Origin of the sequence: Micromonospora sp. NPDC048905 (assembly GCF_040649655.1) — a bacterium.
Lineage (GTDB): Bacteria > Actinomycetota > Actinomycetes > Mycobacteriales > Micromonosporaceae > Micromonospora.
This window is the reverse complement of the sequence record NZ_JBEZFV010000006.1, coordinates 214,563-231,687: the sequence shown is the minus strand read 5'-3', so window position 1 is coordinate 231,687 and position 17,125 is coordinate 214,563. Positions and strand designations below refer to the sequence as shown.

15 protein-coding genes, 1 tRNA gene and 1 riboswitch are annotated in these 17,125 nt (G+C 70.1%); of the genes, 8 read left to right on the top strand and 8 right to left on the bottom strand.

Annotation, left to right across the window (positions count from 1 at the left end):
- Positions 1-87 precede the first annotated feature (87 nt).
- The 4 genes from AB0C01_RS17990 (at position 88) to AB0C01_RS17975 (ending at position 3,168) form a co-directional block, all read left to right on the top strand.
- Positions 88-711, top strand: a complete 624-nt coding sequence (locus tag AB0C01_RS17990; RefSeq protein WP_357243258.1) for an NAD(P)H-binding protein — start codon at positions 88-90, stop codon at positions 709-711.
- A complete protein-coding gene (locus AB0C01_RS17985) occupies positions 708-1,133 on the top strand; it encodes a nitroreductase family deazaflavin-dependent oxidoreductase (RefSeq protein WP_357243255.1) in 426 nt (141 codons plus the stop codon). Before AB0C01_RS17990 ends, AB0C01_RS17985 begins: the two co-directional genes overlap by 4 nt.
- Positions 1,134-1,169: 36 nt before the next feature.
- Positions 1,170-2,219, top strand: coding sequence for an LD-carboxypeptidase (locus AB0C01_RS17980; RefSeq protein WP_357243252.1), 1,050 nt, complete (start codon positions 1,170-1,172; stop codon positions 2,217-2,219).
- A 274-nt stretch (positions 2,220-2,493) separates the two neighbouring features.
- Positions 2,494-3,168 carry an NUDIX domain-containing protein gene (locus AB0C01_RS17975; protein WP_357571641.1) on the top strand — a complete coding sequence of 225 codons (675 nt, stop codon included), beginning with the start codon at positions 2,494-2,496 and terminating at the stop codon, positions 3,166-3,168.
- An 85-nt stretch (positions 3,169-3,253) separates the two neighbouring features.
- On the opposite strand, the gene AB0C01_RS17970 is transcribed toward AB0C01_RS17975, so the two are convergent.
- Together AB0C01_RS17970 and AB0C01_RS17965 are read right to left on the bottom strand one after the other, a co-directional pair.
- Positions 3,254-3,327: transfer RNA gene (locus AB0C01_RS17970), tRNA-Gly, on the bottom strand.
- Positions 3,328-3,564: 237 nt separating this feature from the next.
- On the bottom strand, positions 3,565-4,125 hold the full coding sequence (locus AB0C01_RS17965) for a pyridoxamine 5'-phosphate oxidase family protein (protein ID WP_357243246.1): 561 nt from the start codon (positions 4,123-4,125) through the stop codon (positions 3,565-3,567).
- 99 nt (positions 4,126-4,224) lie between these two features.
- On the opposite strand from AB0C01_RS17965, the gene dcd reads away from it, so the two are divergent.
- Positions 4,225-4,803 carry a dCTP deaminase gene (gene dcd, locus AB0C01_RS17960; RefSeq protein ID WP_285792496.1) on the top strand — a complete coding sequence of 193 codons (579 nt, stop codon included), beginning with the start codon at positions 4,225-4,227 and terminating at the stop codon, positions 4,801-4,803.
- A 63-nt stretch (positions 4,804-4,866) separates the two neighbouring features.
- Here the strand turns inward: dcd and AB0C01_RS17955 are convergent, their stop codons facing one another.
- A complete protein-coding gene (locus AB0C01_RS17955) occupies positions 4,867-5,907 on the bottom strand; it encodes an NlpC/P60 family protein (RefSeq protein WP_357243241.1) in 1,041 nt (346 codons plus the stop codon).
- Positions 5,908-5,920: 13 nt separating this feature from the next.
- A riboswitch (cyclic di-AMP (ydaO/yuaA leader) is annotated at positions 5,921-6,056 on the bottom strand.
- A gap of 234 nt (positions 6,057-6,290) precedes the next feature.
- Between AB0C01_RS17955 and AB0C01_RS17950 the strand changes: the two genes are divergently transcribed.
- Positions 6,291-8,267, top strand: a complete 1,977-nt coding sequence (locus tag AB0C01_RS17950; protein WP_357571640.1) for an N-acetylmuramoyl-L-alanine amidase — start codon at positions 6,291-6,293, stop codon at positions 8,265-8,267.
- A gap of 55 nt (positions 8,268-8,322) precedes the next feature.
- Here AB0C01_RS17950 and AB0C01_RS17945 read toward each other — a convergent pair whose 3' ends face one another.
- The 5 genes from AB0C01_RS17945 to AB0C01_RS17925 all read right to left on the bottom strand — a co-directional run bounded on the left by AB0C01_RS17945 (position 8,323) and on the right by AB0C01_RS17925 (position 14,598).
- Positions 8,323-9,336, bottom strand: coding sequence for an NlpC/P60 family protein (locus tag AB0C01_RS17945; protein ID WP_357243234.1), 1,014 nt, complete (start codon positions 9,334-9,336; stop codon positions 8,323-8,325).
- A 167-nt stretch (positions 9,337-9,503) separates the two neighbouring features.
- Positions 9,504-10,505 carry a hemolysin family protein gene (locus AB0C01_RS17940; RefSeq protein ID WP_357243231.1) on the bottom strand — a complete coding sequence of 334 codons (1,002 nt, stop codon included), beginning with the start codon at positions 10,503-10,505 and terminating at the stop codon, positions 9,504-9,506.
- Positions 10,498-11,820, bottom strand: a complete 1,323-nt coding sequence (locus AB0C01_RS17935; RefSeq protein WP_357571639.1) for a hemolysin family protein — start codon at positions 11,818-11,820, stop codon at positions 10,498-10,500. Before AB0C01_RS17935 ends, AB0C01_RS17940 begins: the two co-directional genes overlap by 8 nt.
- A 106-nt stretch (positions 11,821-11,926) precedes the next feature.
- Positions 11,927-14,125, bottom strand: coding sequence for a (Fe-S)-binding protein (locus AB0C01_RS17930; protein ID WP_357571747.1), 2,199 nt, complete (start codon positions 14,123-14,125; stop codon positions 11,927-11,929).
- 209 nt (positions 14,126-14,334) lie between these two features.
- Positions 14,335-14,598 (bottom strand): cell division protein CrgA, encoded by a 264-nt coding sequence (locus tag AB0C01_RS17925; protein ID WP_357243225.1) that lies wholly within the window; start codon positions 14,596-14,598, stop codon positions 14,335-14,337.
- A gap of 221 nt (positions 14,599-14,819) precedes the next feature.
- Here AB0C01_RS17925 and AB0C01_RS17920 point away from each other — a divergent pair, with 221 nt between their 5' ends.
- Both AB0C01_RS17920 and AB0C01_RS17915 read left to right on the top strand, forming a co-directional pair.
- Positions 14,820-15,620: a DUF881 domain-containing protein gene (locus AB0C01_RS17920; protein WP_357571638.1), complete on the top strand. Its 801-nt coding sequence runs from the start codon at positions 14,820-14,822 to the stop codon at positions 15,618-15,620.
- Positions 15,617-17,125, top strand: a complete 1,509-nt coding sequence (locus AB0C01_RS17915) for a class E sortase (protein ID WP_357571637.1) — start codon at positions 15,617-15,619, stop codon at positions 17,123-17,125. The genes AB0C01_RS17920 and AB0C01_RS17915 overlap by 4 nt, the downstream gene beginning before the upstream one ends.

Sequence of the window (17,125 nt, the reverse complement as noted above, 5' to 3'; positions counted from 1 at the left end):
GGTATCCCGGTGGTAACCACGACCCTCGATAGCGTCGGCACACCGGCCGGGCGCACGGGCTCCGGCCTCTGGTGAGAGGCGTGACCCATGAGGATCGTGGTCTTCGGCGCGGGCGGTCGGGCCGGACGGCAGGCCGTCGCCGAGGCGCGACGACGCGGCCACCAGGTCACCGCCCTGGTGCGCAACCCCGCTGACCACGGCGACCTGACCGACGTACGGGTGGTGGCAGGCGACGTCACCGACGCCGGAAGCATCGCCCAGGCAGCCGCCGGGCACGACGCCGCCATCAGCGCTGCCGTCGACCTGTCCGTACCGCCGCACGACTTCTTCACCGCATCGGCACGCGCCCTGGCCGCCGGCCTGACCACGGCAGGTGTACGTCGCCTGGTGGTGGTCGGCCTCGCCTCGATCATGCCCGGCGCATCCGGCGCCGCCCTGATGGACCACCCCGGCTACCCGAACGAGTACCGGCCCTTCTACCTGGGGCACGCAGCGGGCCTTGACGAGCTTCGGACCTCCGACCTCGACTGGGCCTACCTGGCCCCCGCCGGTGACTTCGACCACGGCGGCACACGCACCGGCCACTACCGGATCGCCGAACATGGCGACCCGGCCAGTCGGATCAGCTGTGCGGACTTCGCGATCGCACTTGTCGACGAGATCGAGGCACCCCGCCACCACCGCGCCGCCGCAAGTGTCCGGGAGGTGTGATGACCGAGGTCCACGACAGCCCGACGGCCTGGATCGCCGAGCACATCCGCCGGTTCGAGGAAACCGGCGGCCGGCCCCGGCCCGGCGTGAACGACCTGCTCCTGACGACCCGAGGCCGAAAGACCGGTCAACTGCGCCGCACCGCGCTCGTCTACGAACGCGATGGCGACCACTACGTGCTGGCCGCCTCGAACCGCGGCGCGGACCAGCACCCCGCGTGGTACCTCAACCTGCTCGCCGACCCGTACGTCACGGTGCAGGTCGGTACGGAGACCTTCGGCGCGTACGCGCGCCCCGCCGCAGCCGGGGAGCGTCCGCATCTGTGGCGCTTGATGGTTTCGGCCAGGTCGGAGTACGCCGCCTACCAAGAACGGACCACGCGGGAGATCCCCGTGATCCTCCTGGAGCCGGTAACGAAATGAGATGCGTACGGACTGGCGTACCTGTTGGATCTCGGCATGACGCATGAGCTTGTTCGTCCTCGGAAGGCCCGACCCGGGGACAAGATCGCGGTTCTCTCGCCGTCCTTCGCCGCGGCCGGCGCCTTTCCCGAAATCCACGAGCAGGCCCTGCGACGGCTCGCCGACCTGACCGGCCTCGTACCGGTCGAGTACCCCACCACCCGGCAGGTCGGTGCGACCGCGGCGGCGCGGGCGGCGGACATCAATGCCGCCTTCGCAGACCCTGAGGTACGCGGCATCCTCGCCGTCGTCGGCGGCGAGGACCAGATCACGGTCATCCCGCACCTGGACGCGGACCTCGCCCGAGCCGATCCCAAGCCGTTCCTCGGCACCAGCGACAACACCAACCTGCACCACTGGCTCTGGGGCCTCGGCGTCGCCAGCTTCTACGGCGGGTCGTCCCAGGTACACCTCGGCCCCGGGCCGGCCGTGGACGACATCCACGTCCAGTCGCTGCGAGCGGCGCTACTCACCGGCGAGCGGTTGGAGATCACCGACCCGGGCGAGTCCGAGGATGTCGGGTTCGACTGGGCCGATCCGCGGGCGTTGACGTCCTTCGGAGAACGCGAACCGACGGAGCCGTGGAGCTGGCACGGGCCGCGTCGCGCGGTTACCGGCCCCACCTGGGGTGGATGCCTGGAAGTCATCCAGTGGATCCTGACGGCGGGACGTTTCCCGTTCACTCCGGAGGCTCTGCGGGGCGGGGTGCTGGTCATCGAGACGTCGGAGGAACTCCTTCCCGCGCGCGAGGTCGGCTGGATCGTCCGCTCCCTGGGTGAACGCGGCCTCCTCAGCGCCGTCGACGCGGTGCTGGTAGCCCGTCCGGCGGTCTCCGACCACACCCGGCGGCCCGCTACCGCGGATCGGGCACGGCTACGCGAGCAGCAACGCGACACGGTCGTCGACGTGGTGGCCCGCTACAACCCGGAGGCAGTCGTCTGCGTCGGCATCCCCTTCGGCCACACCCGACCGCAGTGGATCCTTCCCCACGGCGGCCAGGTGACCGTTGACGGCGTGGAACGGCGAGTGTTCGCCGACTATCGATAGAGCACGTTTACTCGACACGCCTTTGGCTACCGCTGCCCGCTCCTGCGTCGAGCGCGCCACGGGCACCTGTCCGCACCCGGATGATTGCTGCCGCCGACAGTTCGGGTCGCACCGGGCATCGCCACCATCAACCCATAAATCAGCCTGAATGAGTGTGGAATTCATTCCTCATCACTCGGACTCTTCCCCGGTCCGGCGCCTTCCGGCTCGTGCCCGAAGCAGCAGCACGGCTGAAACCAGGTGGCCAACGGCAAGCAGTGCTGCCAGCGCGGCGATGAATATCGACCAACTGATCGGCCTCCTGATGGAAAACACCACGTACGTCACGACAAGAAGGAGCCAGACACCTCCCAGGAGGAAACCCTGCTTGGGCGTCTTCGTTGTCTGCCACCACGGGCTCCCGGCCGTTCCCATCTATGCGATCCTGCCATCGTCGGAGGAAAATCAGACTCGCGTGGCTCACCGATTGGATGGCCAGATGAGGATTCCGCCGTTCGCGTTCAGGCTGCTGTATCACCTGCGTCGGGCGTACTGGCGGATCGTCAAGCCGACCATCTACGGCGTGAAGGCGCTGATCATTCACCCGGTCGACGCCGATCGAGTCCTCCTCGTCCGACACAGCTACGGTGACCAGTCCCTCTGGAGGCTGCCCGGAGGCGGATACCGGCCGGAACGAGAGACACCTCAGCAGGCAGCCAGGCGCGAGTGCATCGAGGAGCTGGGCGTTCAATTGGACTCGTCCGCTCTTGTGCTCGAGGAACGCGTGACCACCAACGGCGGCAGACGGGGCTACCTGACGGTTGTCCGCCTGCACGCGACCTCGACCGAACTCAACCCAAACGGGGAGATCTCCCAGGCCCGGTGGGTAGCCGTGGACCTTACGGACCTACCCAACGACTCGGCGGTCTCCACGGGTGTGCATTCGGCCCTGGAAAGGCACCGAAGCTGAACTGGTGGCCCCATGCCCTGTTCAGCATGGCCTAGAAATACGGCAGCCCCGGCAGGACGTGGGTCCTGACCAGGGCTTCCGTGCGTGGAGCGGGTGACGGGAATCGAACCCGCACTGTCAGCTTGGGAAGCTGATGTTCTGCCATTGAACTACACCCGCAAGCGGCACCACTGTACCCGAGTCGTCGAGCCCGTGCACCCAGGTACCCCGCCCGCCGCTCGGCCTGGGTTGATCCACTCGGTGTCTTGGAAGTCGGGGCATCCGAGCGGCGGGACACCGCGACATCACCGAAACCGAGTTGGTCATGCCGGGCGACCGCCGGCCGGACGCGGGGCGGACAGCCGAATGCCGGCTCCGTCAGCACGGAGCCGGCATTCGCTGTCGCTGGGCCGTGGTCTAGGCGGCCGTGCACTGGACGTCGCGGCTGCGGCGGGTCGGGCGGGTCTGCGGCACGCTGAGCGGCGCGGGCGCCATCGCCGATGGCGCCCGCGGGTCGAGCCAGACCCGAACGGCCGGCCGGCCCGGCGCGAGGCCTGGGACGCCGGTGATGTGCTGCTCGCGGCGGGTCAGCATCGCCACGTCGATGGTGAACTCGAACAGCTGCCAGTCGACCTGCGGCTCGGCGCGGGCGCCCTGCGCCAACCGGGCGACTCGCGCCGGATCGGTCACCGGGCGGGCATGACCCGCCACGTATGCCTCGTCGTCGCTCTCCTCCGGCGGGAACGAGTGCAGCGCGTAGCGGCCGTCGCGTTCGAGGTCACGGCGCTTCGGGGAGTCGATGATGAAGCAGAACAGACCCTCGTCGGTGATGACCGGGGAGACCGGATGGACCCGGGGCCCGCCGTCGGCACGGACCGTGGCCAGATAGCCGAAGCCCGGCCCGTACTGCTGGAGGAGAACGCGGATCCCGTCGGCGAGTCGGGGCTCGTCGGCGGCGAATTCGGACCAGGAAGCCATGTGGGCATTCTATCGAACAAATGTACGAGCGGCGACCTCGACGCGCTGGTCACCGGCACCGAATTCGGGGGTTTTGAGGCCCGCGGCTAAGGTGGTCCGATGCTGCTCTCCGACCGCGACCTGGTCTCCGAGATCAAGGCCGGCACGCTGGGCCTGGAGCCGTTCGAGCCCACCCTGGTCCAACCTTCCAGCATCGACGTACGGCTGGACCGGCTTTTCCGGGTCTTCAACAACCACCTCTACACCCACATTGACCCGGCGATGCAGCAGGACGACCTGACGTCGGCGGTCGAGGTGCCCGACGGGGAGCCGTTCGTGCTGCACCCCGGGGAGTTCGTGCTCGCCTCGACGCTTGAGGTCATCTCGCTGGGCGACCAGCTCGCCGGCCGGCTGGAGGGCAAGAGTTCACTGGGGCGGCTCGGGCTGCTGACGCACTCCACCGCCGGCTTCATCGACCCCGGCTTCTCCGGTCACGTCACGCTCGAACTCTCGAACGTGGCGAACCTGCCCATCACTCTCTGGCCGGGCATGAAGATCGGGCAGCTCTGCATCTTCCGGCTCTCCTCGCCGGCCGAGCACCCGTACGGCTCGGCGGTCTACGGCTCGCGCTACCAGGGGCAGCGGGGGCCGACGCCCAGCCGCGCCTGGCAGCACTGGCGCACCTGGCCCACCCGCTGACCCCGTGAACGACAAGGGCCCGCCGCGACGAGTCGCGGCGGGCCCTTCGGTCAGTACCCCTGATCAGCCTGGACGGCCGTAGCTGTGGATCGGCCCGTCGTCGACCTTCTTCATCTTGACCGGTTGACCGGCCTGCGATGCGTGCACCACCCAGCCGCCACCGACGTACATGCCGACGTGGTGGATGTCGCTGTAGTAGAAGACCAGGTCGCCGGGGCGCAGGTCGGCCTTGCTGACGTTCTTGGTGACGCGGCTCTGCGCGGCGGCGTTGTGCGGCAGGGACACCCCGGCCTTCGCCCAGGCGGCCAGCATCAGCCCGGAGCAGTCGTACGAGTTCGGACCCTCGGCACCCCAGACGTAGGGCTTGCCGATCTGCGCGCAGGCGAACTTGACCGCCGTGCCCGCGGCGCCGCCGGGATAGCTGCCGGGGCAGGGAGCTGGGCGCAACGGACCGCCGCCACCGCTGCCGTACACCTTGAGGCGCAGCTTCTGCAGCTTGTCGATCTCCTCGTTGATCTGCTTCTTCTTCGCCGCCAACTGAGCCTCGGTACGGGTCAGCTGGGTCACCATCTCGTCGAGTGGCGCCTTCTGCCTGGCCAGCTCGTCGCGCAGGTCGGCCACCTCGCGGACGTCCTGCTGCTGGTTGTGCGCGAAGCGGTCGAGCATTTCGAGCTGGCCGACCACCTCGCTGGGTGACTGGCTGCCCAGCACCGCGTTGACGGTCAGCACGTTCTCACCCTTGTAGGCGCGTACGGCCAGGGCACTGACCTTGTCCATGGCGGCGTCGACCTGGCGCTCCAGCGGGGCGATCCGGGCGGCCAGCGCCTGGGCCTGCCTGCGCTTGTTGGCGAGGTCGATGCGGGTGGCGTTGTGCTGTTCGATGACCGGTTCGAGTTTGTTCCAGTCGGCGTCGATCTGGCGTTCGATCTCGGCGACGGACGGGTCGGCGTGGGCCGCCGTGGCGCTGCCGGTCAGGACGACGGCGACGCCGGCCAGGGCGGCGAGCGCGGTGGTGAAGCGGGACCAGCGTGGGCGCGGCGCGATCGACGGCGGGCCGGCTGCTGCCGACCGCTCGGACGACGGCCGCGGGGCATGGAGTGCCACCGGGGTTCCGTACTCCTTCTTCCTGACCGCCTACCGGGTTAGCTGACGGGTTCGGGCGGGAAGTGGGCGCCCTACCGCAGTGACTGCGGATTCACCCCGGGGGACATGGGTCCCCGGTTCGTTCGGAAACGACTCGGCGGTGTCGGACCGTTACCGCCCGGGCTGGACGGAGCTGCTATCGGGCCGACGAATGACCAGAGTAGAGACGCTTGTTACCACTCCGCAACCCGTGCGGCCGTGACACTCCGTACCGATCGGAGAGGATCACCGGCCGTAGGTGAAGAATTCTTTCCCAACGAGTCGACACATAGAAAGGTATTGACGCGGACTCCCGGACGGCGCGAGGGTGACCTCACCTTCATCCGTGAAATCTAGGGGGTTCGATGCACCATCCAACCCTGCTCCTCGGCCGGCGTGCGCTGCTCGCCGCCGCCGTGGTCGCCGCCGCGACCGCGGTCCCACCACCCGCAACCGCCGCCGCACCCACGGCCGACCGCCAGCAGCGGTACGCCGCCGCGGCGGCCGAGTACGGCGTACCGACCGACGTGCTGCTCGGCGTCTCCTACCTGGAGTCCCGCTGGGACAGCAACGCCGGCACACCCAGCACCAGTGGCGGCTACGGCCCCATGCACCTGACCGACGCCCGACACGTGACCGCCCTGCCCGTGGGCGGCCACCACGACACCGGCACCGAGGACCCGCGTGGCGACGACTCCCGCACCGCGCTGGCACCCGCGCCCCGGCCGGCCGAGGACCCGGCGCCACCCGCCGCCGCGTTGCAGACCGTGGATGCCGCCGCCGCGCTGACCGGCGCGACCCCCGACGCGCTGCGCACCGACGCCGACGTCAACATCCGGGGCGGGGCCGCGCTGCTGGCCTCGTACCAGCGGGAGTTGGGCGCGCCGGTCGGTGCCGGCACCGACCCGGCCAGCTGGTACGGCGCGGTGGCCCGCTACGCCGGCGCGGACAGCGCCGACGCCGCGGCGGCCTTCGCCGACGAGGTCTTCACCACCATCGGCAGCGGCGAGTCGCGGGTGACCGACGACGGCCAGCGGATCACGCTGCCGGCCCGGGCGATCCGGCCGCAGCGATCGTGGCTGGACCGGCTGGGTCTGCGTCGGCTCGCCCGCCCGGACGGGCTGGAATGCCCCCGGACCATCTCCTGCGAGTGGATCCCGGCGCCCTACGCGGCGTTCGGCGACGGGGACTACGGCAACCACGACCTGTCCGACCGGCCCGCCCGGCAGAAGATCGAGTACATCGTCATCCACGACACCGAGGGAAGCTGGGCCACCACCCTGCGACTCGTCCAAGACCCCACCTACGTGAGCTGGCACTACACGCTGCGCTCGGTGGACGGGCACATCGCCCAGCACGTCAAGACCAAGGATGTCGCCTGGCACGCCGGCAACTGGTACGTCAACGCCAAGGCGGTCGGGCTGGAGCACGAGGGCTTCGCGGCGCAGGGCACCTGGTACACCGAGGCGATGTACCGGACCTCGGCGAAGTTGGTCCGACACCTCGCGCTGCGGCTGGGCGTCCCGCTGGACCGCCAGCACATCATCGGCCACGACAACGTGCCCGGCACCATCGCCGCGAACGTCCGTGGAATGCACTGGGACACCGGCCCGTACTGGGACTGGAACCACTACTTCGAGCTGCTGCACGCGCCCCGGTTGGACACCGGCACCCCCGCCACCGGTCTGGTCCGGATCGACCCGGACTTCGCCACCAACCAGCCGGCGTTCGTCGGCTGCGTCACCGCCGGCGTGCCGTGCGCGCCACGCGGCTCCTCGGCGGTGGTGCTGCGCTCCGCGCCGGCCGCGGACGCGCCACTGGTGAACGACATCGCGCTCCGCCCCGACGGCACCCCGAACACCATGGAGGTGTCGGATCACGGCGCCCGCGCCTCCGCCGGTCAGACGTACGCGCTGGCCGGCCGGCAGGGCGACTGGACGGCGATCTGGTATCTCGGGCAACGCGCCTGGTTCCACAACCCGGCGTCCGCGCCCACCGCCAGCTGGACGGTCGGCGTGGTGGCCACTCCGAAGCCCGGCCGCACCACCATCCCGGTGTACGGACGGGCCTACCCGGAACAGGCGGCCTACCCGGCCGGCGTGCCCTACCAGACGATCTCGCCACTGCAGTACACCCTTGCCGCCGGGCAACGGTACGCCGTCGGCGCGGTGCTGCCGGGCGAGTACTACCGGGCCAGCACTGTCGATGGCTCCTCGCCCGGTGACTGGACGGTGATCCGCGGCAAGAACAGGTACGCGCAGATCCAGTTCGGCCACCGCATCATGTACGTCGACCTGGCCGACGTGCAGCTCCTGCCGTCCCCGGTGGGCGCACCCCGCTGACAACGACGACGGCCCCCGGTCGGTGACCGGGGGCCGTCGTGTCGCACGGGGTGGATCAGCCAGGTCTGCGGAACCCGGCGACGGGCATCGTGTTGATGCTGGACACCTGCACCGGTTTACCGGCTCGTGGTGCGTGCACCATCTGGTTGTTACCCAGATACAGCCCGACATGACTCAGGCCCGAGTAGAAGAAGACCAGGTCACCAGGACGAGCCTCGGATCGCGGCACGGCCTTGCCCTCGTTCCACTGGTCTCCGGTGTGGTGGGTGAGGGAGATCCCGGCCGACCTGTAGGCGTACTGGGTCAGCCCCGAGCAGTCGAACGAGTTCGGGCCGGTGGCACCCCAGACGTACGGGTCGCCGACCTGCTGGCAGGCGGTTTTGATCGCCTTCTGGGCGGCCACGGCAAGCACACCGTTGATGGTCGGGCAGCCGGCGGTCTTGACCGTGGTCTTCGGCATCGACGCCTCAAGCTGCTTGATCTCGGCGTCGATCTGCTTCTTCTTGGCCGCCAGCTCGTTCTGCTGCTTGGTCTGCGTGGCGATCAGGGTGTCCAGCTTCTGCTTCTCGCCATCGTACTTGGCCCGCACGGCGAGGACGCCCTCGACCTCCTTGCGCTCCTGCGCGGCCAGCCGGTCGAGGATGGTGAGCTGCTCGGTGAGCGTGTCCGGCTTGGCGCTGACAAGTAGTGCGCCAATGTCGTGCGACGGGCCCGAGATGTAGTAGCGGGAGGCGAGATCGCCGACCCGGTTGAGCGCCAACTCGCTCTGCAACGCCAGCGGCTCGATCTTCTTCTGCAGGTCCGCCGACTTCTGCCGATTGACCTTCAGCTGCGCCCTGACCTTGTTGTACTGCTCGATAGTGGGCTCCAACTGCTCCCACTTCTTGTCGATCTGCGCCTCAATCTCGTCGACCGTGGGCGCGGCGTGCACCGGGGCGGCAAGCAGGCCCGCGCCGACCACCGCGGCGGCGACCAGGACGAGCAGACGACGACCGGCCCGGCGCAGACCACCCGGCCGAGCAGACGCGGACAGGTCGTGACGATGAGGGGGCATGGTTGCCACCGGCACCGACTCCTTTGCAACCGACCGCCGGGCGCCTCGCGTGAGGGAAGGGCCGAGGCAGACGACCCACAGCGGTCGGTGCCCCACATTAGGGAAGCGCGAGGCGGTAATCAAGGCGAGTGGAGTAACCGTCACTGTCGTGCAACCGCTTGCACACCAAGGGTATTGGCGCGTCAGCCAACGATTGCCGTCAATACATCGTCGAGAGTGACGACACCGAGCGGGCGCCGGCCGTCGCTGACCAGCACCATGTGCCGCCGTTCGCGGCGCATCGCCAGCAGCAGGTCCGCCAGCGTACGCTCCGGCGGCACCACCGCCAGCGGCCGGTAGACCTGGGCCGGCACCGGCGACCGGCGACCCTGCCCCGCGTATCCGAGCACGTCCTTGACGTGCACGAAGCCGAGCACCCGCCGGGTCGACCGCTGCACCACCGGGAACCGGGACCGGCCGGTCCGGGTCGCCAACACCTCCAACGACGCCGGCGAGACGTCCTCGGCGACCGTCACCACCGTCGACCACGGCTGCAGGGCGTCCGCCGCCGTACGGCTGTGCAGGGCCAGCGCGCCGGTGATCCGGGCGTGCTGCTCCGCGTCGAGCAACCCCTCGGTGCGGGCCTGCGAGACGAGCCCGGCCAACTCCTCGGCGGTGAACACCGTCTTCACCGCCTCGGACGCCTCGATCCGCCAGATCGCGAGCACCCGGCGGGCCGCCCACTTCATCGCCAGCAGCAGCGGCTTCGTGGCCACGCAGAACGCCAGCATCGCCGGGCCGAGCCACAGCGCGGAGACCTCCGGACCGGCCAGCGTGATGTTCTTCGGCACCATCTCACCGACGACCGTGTGCAGGAAGACCACCACACCCAGGGCCAGCACGAAGGCCACCGGGTGCACCGCCCGCTCCGGCAGGCCGGCCGCGTGGAACGGTGGCTCCAGCAGGTGCGCCAACGCCGGCTCGGCGATCGCGCCCAGGCCCAGCGAGCAGACCGTGATGCCGAGCTGCGCACCGGCGATCATCAACGGGATCTGGTTCATCGCCGACAAGGCCCACCGGGCGCGTTTCGACCCGGCGGCCAGCGGCTCGATCACCGTCCGGCGGGACGCGATGAGCGCGAACTCACTGCCCACGAAGAACCCGTTGCCGAGGAGCAGCAGGACGGTCACCAGCAGCTCAGTCATCGTCGTCCGGTTCCGCCGGGCGCAACACCCGGACCTGCTCGATCCGGTGCCGCTCCACCTCGACCACGGTGAACTCCCAGCCGCTCGCCTCGACCGTCTCGCCGGCCAGCGGGATGTGCCCGAGCTGGGCCATCAGGAACCCGGCCAGCGTCTCGTACGGCCCCTCGGGCAGTCGGAAGCCGGTCTGCTCGGCCACCTCGTCGGAGCGGAGCACCCCGTCGACGAGCACGGTGCGCTCGCCGCCGGGCACTCTCAACTCGACCGGCTCGGCGTCGTCCACACTCGCCGGGTCGAACTCGTCGGCGATCTCCCCGACCAACTCCTCGACGAGGTCCTCGATCGTCACCACGCCGTCCGTGCCGCCGTACTCGTCGACCACGATGGCCAGGTCGGCCCCGGCCGACTTCAACGCGGCCAGCACACCGTCCAGGTTGAGACTCTCCGGCACGTACACCGGCTCCCGGGCCACCGAGCCGACCATGGTCGACGCCCGGTCGGCAAGCGGCACGCCCAGCGCGTCGGGCACCCCGGCCACACCGGTCACCAGGTCCAGGGTCTCCTCGTACACGGGGAACCGGGTCCGCCCGGTCTGCCGGGACTGTTCGAGCAGCTCGGCCACGGTGGCCGTGGCACGCAGCGCGACCACGTCCACCCGGGGGGTCATCGCCTCGGCGGCCCGCTTGTCACCGAAGCGGATGGTGCGGCGCAGCAGCATCGCGGTGTCGGTCGGCAGCGCGCCGGCCCGAGCCGAGATGGCCGCCAGCAGACCCAGTTCCTCCGGCGAGCGGGCGCTGGCCAACTCCTCCTGCGGTTCCACACCGAGCGCCCGGACCAGTCGGTTCGCAGAGCCGTTCAAGCCCCGGATCAGCCAGCCGAACGTCCGGGAGAAGGTGTGCATCGGCCCGGCCGTGGCCAGCGCCGCCGGCATGGGCCGGGCCAGCGCCGCGTTCTTCGGCACCAGCTCACCGAAGAGCATGGAGAGCAACGTGGCCAGTGCCAACGCCAGGAACGGGGTGTAGCGCTCGGTGCTCTCCCCGGCCAGGGGGCGCAACAGCGGGGTGAAGAGCCGCGCCAGGGCCGGCTCGGCCAGGTAGCCGGTGAGCAGCGCGGTGATGGTGATGCCGAGCTGTGCGCCGGAGAGCTGGAAGGAGAGTTCGCGCAGCGCGGTGCGTACCGTCAGGGCGGCCTGGTCGCCGGCGGCGGCCCGCCTGTCGATCTCCGCGCGGTCGACCGTGACCAGGGCGAACTCGGCCGCGACGAAGAACGCGTTGCCCGCGGTCAGCGCAACGAAGCCGACCAGGGGCAACAGCGTCATCAAGAGCAGGCCGTCGATGTCGCCTCACCTCGGCGAGATTCTTGCACGACGGCGGCGGACCCTGAGGGCCGCCGCCGTCGATCTGCGCACCGCGGGGGGTACGGCCTCAGCCGCCGACCGGCGCCGTCTCCCTGCCGCCCTGCGGCTGCTCCGGCTTGACCGAACGGAGCAGCACACTCGCCACGTCGATCACCTCGACCTGCTCGCCAGCGCCCTTGCCGTTGACGCCGTCGCTGAGCATCGTCGAGCAGAACGGGCAACCGACCGCGACCGTCTTCGCCCCGGTGGCCATGGCCTCCTCGACCCGGTCCACGTTGATCCGCTTGCCGATCTTCTCTTCCATCCACATCCGGGCGCCGCCAGCGCCGCAGCAGAAGGAACGCTCGCTGTTGCGTGGCATCTCGGTCAGCTCGCCCGCGATGGCATCGCCGAGGACCTCCCGGGGGGCCGCGAAGACCCGGTTGTGCCGGCCCAGGTAGCAGGGGTCGTGGTAGGTGACCCCACCGTCGACCGGCTGCACCGGGGTGAGCTTGCCGGTGGCGACCAGGTGGGCCAGCAACTGGGTGTGGTGGACCACCTCGAACTCGCCGCCGAGCTGGCCGTACTCGTTGCCCAGGGTGTTGAAGCAGTGCGGGCAGGTCGCGACGATCTTTCGTTTGGCCTTCTCCCGACCCTCGAACGCCTCGTTCAGCGTCTCCACGTTCTGCTGGGCGAGCATCTGGAAGACGAACTCGTTGCCGATCCGCCGCGCCGGGTCGCCGGAGCAGGTCTCGCCCTCGCCCAGGATCGCGAACGACACCCCGGCCTCGTTGAGCAGCGTGGCCACCGCGCGGGTGGTCTTCTTGGCCCGGTCCTCGAACGCGCCGGCACAGCCGACCCAGAACAGGTACTCGAAGTCGTCCACCTCGCCGACCCGGGGCACCTCGAAGTCGAGACCCTTCGTCCAGTCCTCGCGGGTGTTCTGCGGGGCGCCCCACGGGTTGCCCTTGTTCTCCAGGTTGCGCAGCATCACGCCGGCCTCGGAGGGGAAACTCGACTCGATCAGCACCTGGTAGCGGCGCATGTCGACGATGTGGTCGACGTGCTCGATGTCCACCGGGCACTGCTCGACGCAGGCGCCGCAGGTGGTGCAGGACCAGAGCACGTCCGGGTCGATGACACCGCCCTCCTCGGCGGTGCCGATCAACGGCTTGTCCGCCTCGGCGAGGGACAGCACGTCCAGGTGGGCCAACTGCGCCTGGGTGGCCTTCTCCTCGCCGGTCAGGTCCTTGCCACCGCCGGCCAGCAGGTAGGGCGCCTTCGCGTACGCGTGGTCGCGCAGGCTCAGGATGAGCAGCTTGGGCGAGAGGGGCTTGCCGGTGTTCCAGGCCGGGCACTGCGACTGGCAGCGGCCGCACTCGGTGCAGGTGCTGAAGTCCAGCAGACCCTTCCAGCTGAACTGCTCGACCTGGGCGACGCCGAACTGGTCGTTCTCCGGGTCGGCCTCCTCGAAGTCGAGCGGCTTGCCCTGGCTCGTCATCGGGCGCAGCGCGCCGAGGCCGGAGCCGGCCGGCCGGGCCGGCTCACGCTTGAAGAAGATGTTGGGGAACGCCAGGAAGCGGTGCCAGGCGACACCCATGGTGACGTTCAGCGAGATGACGATCAGCCAGGTCATCGAAATGATGATCTTTATGGCGGCGGCGACGCTGACGCCGTCCGCCCAGTCGGGAAGCACCGCGCCGACCGCGTGACTGACCGGGGTGGCCCAGAACGGGAACTCGAAGTGGTCGGTGGCGACCTTGAATCCCCGGATCACGAACCCGAAGATCAGGACCAGCAGCACGATCCACTCGACGAAGTAGCCCTGCCACATGGTCGAGCCGGTGAACCGGGACCGCCCGCCCGGCCGCGTCGGCCTGTTGCGCAGCCGGATCGCCATCAGCACCAGGATGCCGACCAGGCCCAGCACCCCGATGATCTCGGTGACCAGGCCGAAGACCGTCCAGTGCCCGATGATCGGCAGGCCACCGTCGGTGGTGACCACCTCGAAGTACGCCTCGAGCACCAGCAGCGACAGGACGACGAAGCCGACCATCACGAACCAGTGCGCGGCACCCACCACGCCCCACTTGAGCATCCGGGTGTGGCCGGCCGTCTCGACCAGCATGGTCCTGGCGCGGGTGACCTTGTCGGTGAACCGTTCCGGTGCCGGCTGCCCGAGCCGGATGACTGCCACCATCTTCAGGACCGCACGCACCGCAAGCCACACCGCTACGGCGGTGATGGCGGCCGCGAGGATCGTGGTGACGATCTGGACGCTGCCCATCGAGTTGGCCTCCCCGGTCTGCTGCCTGATGACCTCGCTTAGCTCGGTCATGCAGTGCAGCCTACGCGAATGTTACCCAGCGGTAACGTGAGTCATCTCGCAGTAGGCCACGCTGCCTGCGGACACCATAGGGGTCCCCACCCGCGCCTGCCGGACAGGGGCGCGGTGGGTTGACGTGGGACCGCCGACACGACGGCCCCCGAGCCGGCTCAGCGCCAGCGGGAGAGCAGCCCCAGCGAGGCGACCATCGCGCCGAAGCCGACCGCGAGGTTCCAATAACCCCACGCGGCGACCGGGTACTCCTGCTCGGACAGGTAATAGAGCACCAGCCAGCCGATGCCCACGACGATCAGGGCGACGGCGGTGGCCGGCAACCACACCGGGCTAGGCTTGCGCGTCGACGCCGCCGTCGTCGGACGAACGTCCGTCGGCGGGGTGTACACCTTCTTCTTGCGGACCTGAGACTTGGGCACGACGCTCTCCAGAGGGGTGACGACCTCGTCCGGCCTGACAACCGGGCGCGGGGGCGACGGTCCATGGCCAATAATGTTCGACAGCTAGCGTAGTCCCGATTGCCCGTCCGGACCATGAATGGGGTCAGGCCGGTGCACGGAGTGACCGAAAAAGGCGGGACTGTTCGCATCACCGGCCCGGCCGGGGCGGACCGATCCCCGACACGCGGAAGGAACGCTCGGTGGAGTACACATCCGGCGCAACCTCCTGGCAGAAGGTCCTCCGACGGGCCGCCGCCGGGCTACTGCCCCGGCGACCGCGTCAACGCCGACCGGGCTGGTCGATCGGGGTGCCCCTGATCGCCGCCGCGGCGGGGCTGCTCTTCACCACCACCGCGACCACCGCCGGTGGCACCGCGCTGCGTGAGGACCGACGGCCCCAGCTCAACCAGTTCATCGAGGACCGGCGCGAGCAGGTGGCGGCGAGCGAACGCCGGGCCGCCACGCTGCGCGACGAGGTCCAGCAACGCACCAACATGCTGGCCGGCTCGGACGCCCCGATCAAGGATCAGCAGGATCGCGCCCAGGGCAGCCTCCAGGCCGCCGGATTCACCGCCCTCAGCGGACCCGGGGTCACGGTCGAGCTGAACGACGCGCCGCAGCTCGACCAGACCCAGTCGGACGCCGACAACGACGACCTGGTGGTGCACCAGGCAGATGTGCAGGCCGTGGTCAACGCGCTCTGGGCCGGCGGAGCGGAGGCCATGTCAATCATGAACGTCCGCGTCCTCGCAACCAGCGCGGTACGCTGCGTCGGTAACACCCTGCTGCTCCACGGCCGGGTGTACTCCCCACCGTTCAAGATCGTAGCGATCGGCGATCCCGCTGCCCTCCAGCAGGCCCTCGCCAGCTCTGAGGGAGTCCAGTGGTTCAAGGACGCGGTCGACGACTACCAGCTCGGCTACAACGAAACGGCTTCCACGGTGCGAGTCCCGGCATTCGAAGATTCGACCTCCCTACGCTCGGCCACGGTGCCTAAGTGAGCGCGCCGGACGAGCGTCGGGACGGGCGACACCGGAACCAGACCGACGATCCGACCGCCTTCCTGCCCAAGGTCGACCGGCCCGAGCCGGCGCCGGTCCGCCCGACCCCGGCCGGCAACTGGCCCGAGCCGATGCTGCCCGCCCGACCCGGCACGTCGCGTCCGCCGGCCCCGCCGGAGCCCCCCCGACCAGCCGACCCGACCCCCGACCCCCGGGGTGTCGACGCACCCCCGCCGTGGCCAGGCAGCCCCGCCCCCCGATCCGGCTCGCACGGAGGGTCCGCCGGTCCGACCGCGCCCGGCCAGCCGGCCGTGGCCAATCCGGGCCCGATCCGGCCCGCTGCCCCGGACGACGCCCCGACCCGGGCGACGACCTCCGGCACACCGGGTCAGCAGGCCCCGTCCGGCCCGTCCACCCCACCGGTGGCCGACTCACCGACCGCGTTCATCCCCCAGATCGCCGCCCGACCCACGCGCCCGACCGGCTCCCCGGTCGCTCCGTCCGCGCCCGGCCCTGGCCCGGATGCCTCCTCTTCCGCCGGCCCGGGCCGTGTCCCGCCCACCGGGCCGGATCGCGTCGCCGACCCGGCCGCCACCGCGTTGATTCCCGCCGTGCCCGGCACCACCGCCACCCGGCCACCAACCCTGGACTCGACCGCGCTGATGGGTGCCGTCCCCCGCACGGCGGGCCCCCAGGAGCCGACCGACGGCGGCGACAACCCCGGCGAGCCGCCCCGGCCCCGGCGCGGCGAGCGCGTGGTCCAACTCCGGCCCCACCAGACCGGAGAGGGCTACAAGAGCGTCTACTCCGAGCTCACCCGCCCGTCGCTCGGCTCCCGAATCCGCACCGGTGTCCGCGTCACCGGCGAAGTCCTGATCACCTTCGGCCTGGTGGTGCTGCTCTTCGCCGGCTACGAGGTGTGGGGCAAGTCGGCAATCGTCGACGCCCACCAGAACGACCTCAACAAGGCCCTGGCCCAGGAGTGGGGCCCGTCCGACGACCCGACTGTCGCTCCGTCGGCCGGCCCGAGCGTCAAACCGACGCCCCCGGTACGCGGCAAGCCGCTCGCCGGCCTCTACATCCCCAAGCTCGACAAGAACTGGGTCGTGGTCGAAGGCGTCACCCAGCAGGACATCCGCTACGCCCCGGGCCACTACCCGGCTAGCGCCCTGCCCGGCCAGGTGGGCAACTTCTCCGTCGCCGGCCACCGCAACCGGGCCACCTTCTGGCGGCTGGACGAGCTCGACGAGGGCGACGCGATCGTGGTCGAGAGCAAGACCGACTGGTACGTCTACCTGGTGTCGCGGTCACAGATCGTCCGGCCCACCCAGGTCGAGGTGGTGGCACCGGTGCCCGGCGAGCCGAACAAGAAGCCGACCAAGCGGATGCTCACCCTGACCACGTGCAACCCGAAGTTCGACAACTACCAACGCCTGATCATCCACGCCGAGCTGGAACGCACCCAACCCAAGACGGCGGGCCGCCCGGCGGAGCTGGGAGGCTGA

Excerpts from the sequence above, each read along its gene's own strand:
- AB0C01_RS17935 (WP_357571639.1), bottom strand. The coding sequence starts at position 11,820 with ATGACGCTGTTGCCCCTGGTCGGCTTCGTTGCGCTGACCGCGGGCAAC.
- AB0C01_RS17975 (WP_357571641.1), top strand. The coding sequence starts at position 2,494 with ATGAATATCGACCAACTGATCGGCCTCCTGATGGAAAACACCACGTAC.
- dcd (WP_285792496.1), top strand. The coding sequence starts at position 4,225 with ATGCTGCTCTCCGACCGCGACCTGGTCTCCGAGATCAAGGCCGGCACG.
- AB0C01_RS17980 (WP_357243252.1), top strand. The coding sequence starts at position 1,170 with ATGACGCATGAGCTTGTTCGTCCTCGGAAGGCCCGACCCGGGGACAAG.
- AB0C01_RS17990 (WP_357243258.1), top strand. The coding sequence starts at position 88 with ATGAGGATCGTGGTCTTCGGCGCGGGCGGTCGGGCCGGACGGCAGGCC.
- AB0C01_RS17965 (WP_357243246.1), bottom strand. The coding sequence starts at position 4,125 with ATGGCTTCCTGGTCCGAATTCGCCGCCGACGAGCCCCGACTCGCCGAC.
- AB0C01_RS17950 (WP_357571640.1), top strand. The coding sequence starts at position 6,291 with ATGCACCATCCAACCCTGCTCCTCGGCCGGCGTGCGCTGCTCGCCGCC.
- AB0C01_RS17930 (WP_357571747.1), bottom strand. The coding sequence starts at position 14,125 with ATGGGCAGCGTCCAGATCGTCACCACGATCCTCGCGGCCGCCATCACC.
- AB0C01_RS17940 (WP_357243231.1), bottom strand. The coding sequence starts at position 10,505 with ATGACTGAGCTGCTGGTGACCGTCCTGCTGCTCCTCGGCAACGGGTTC.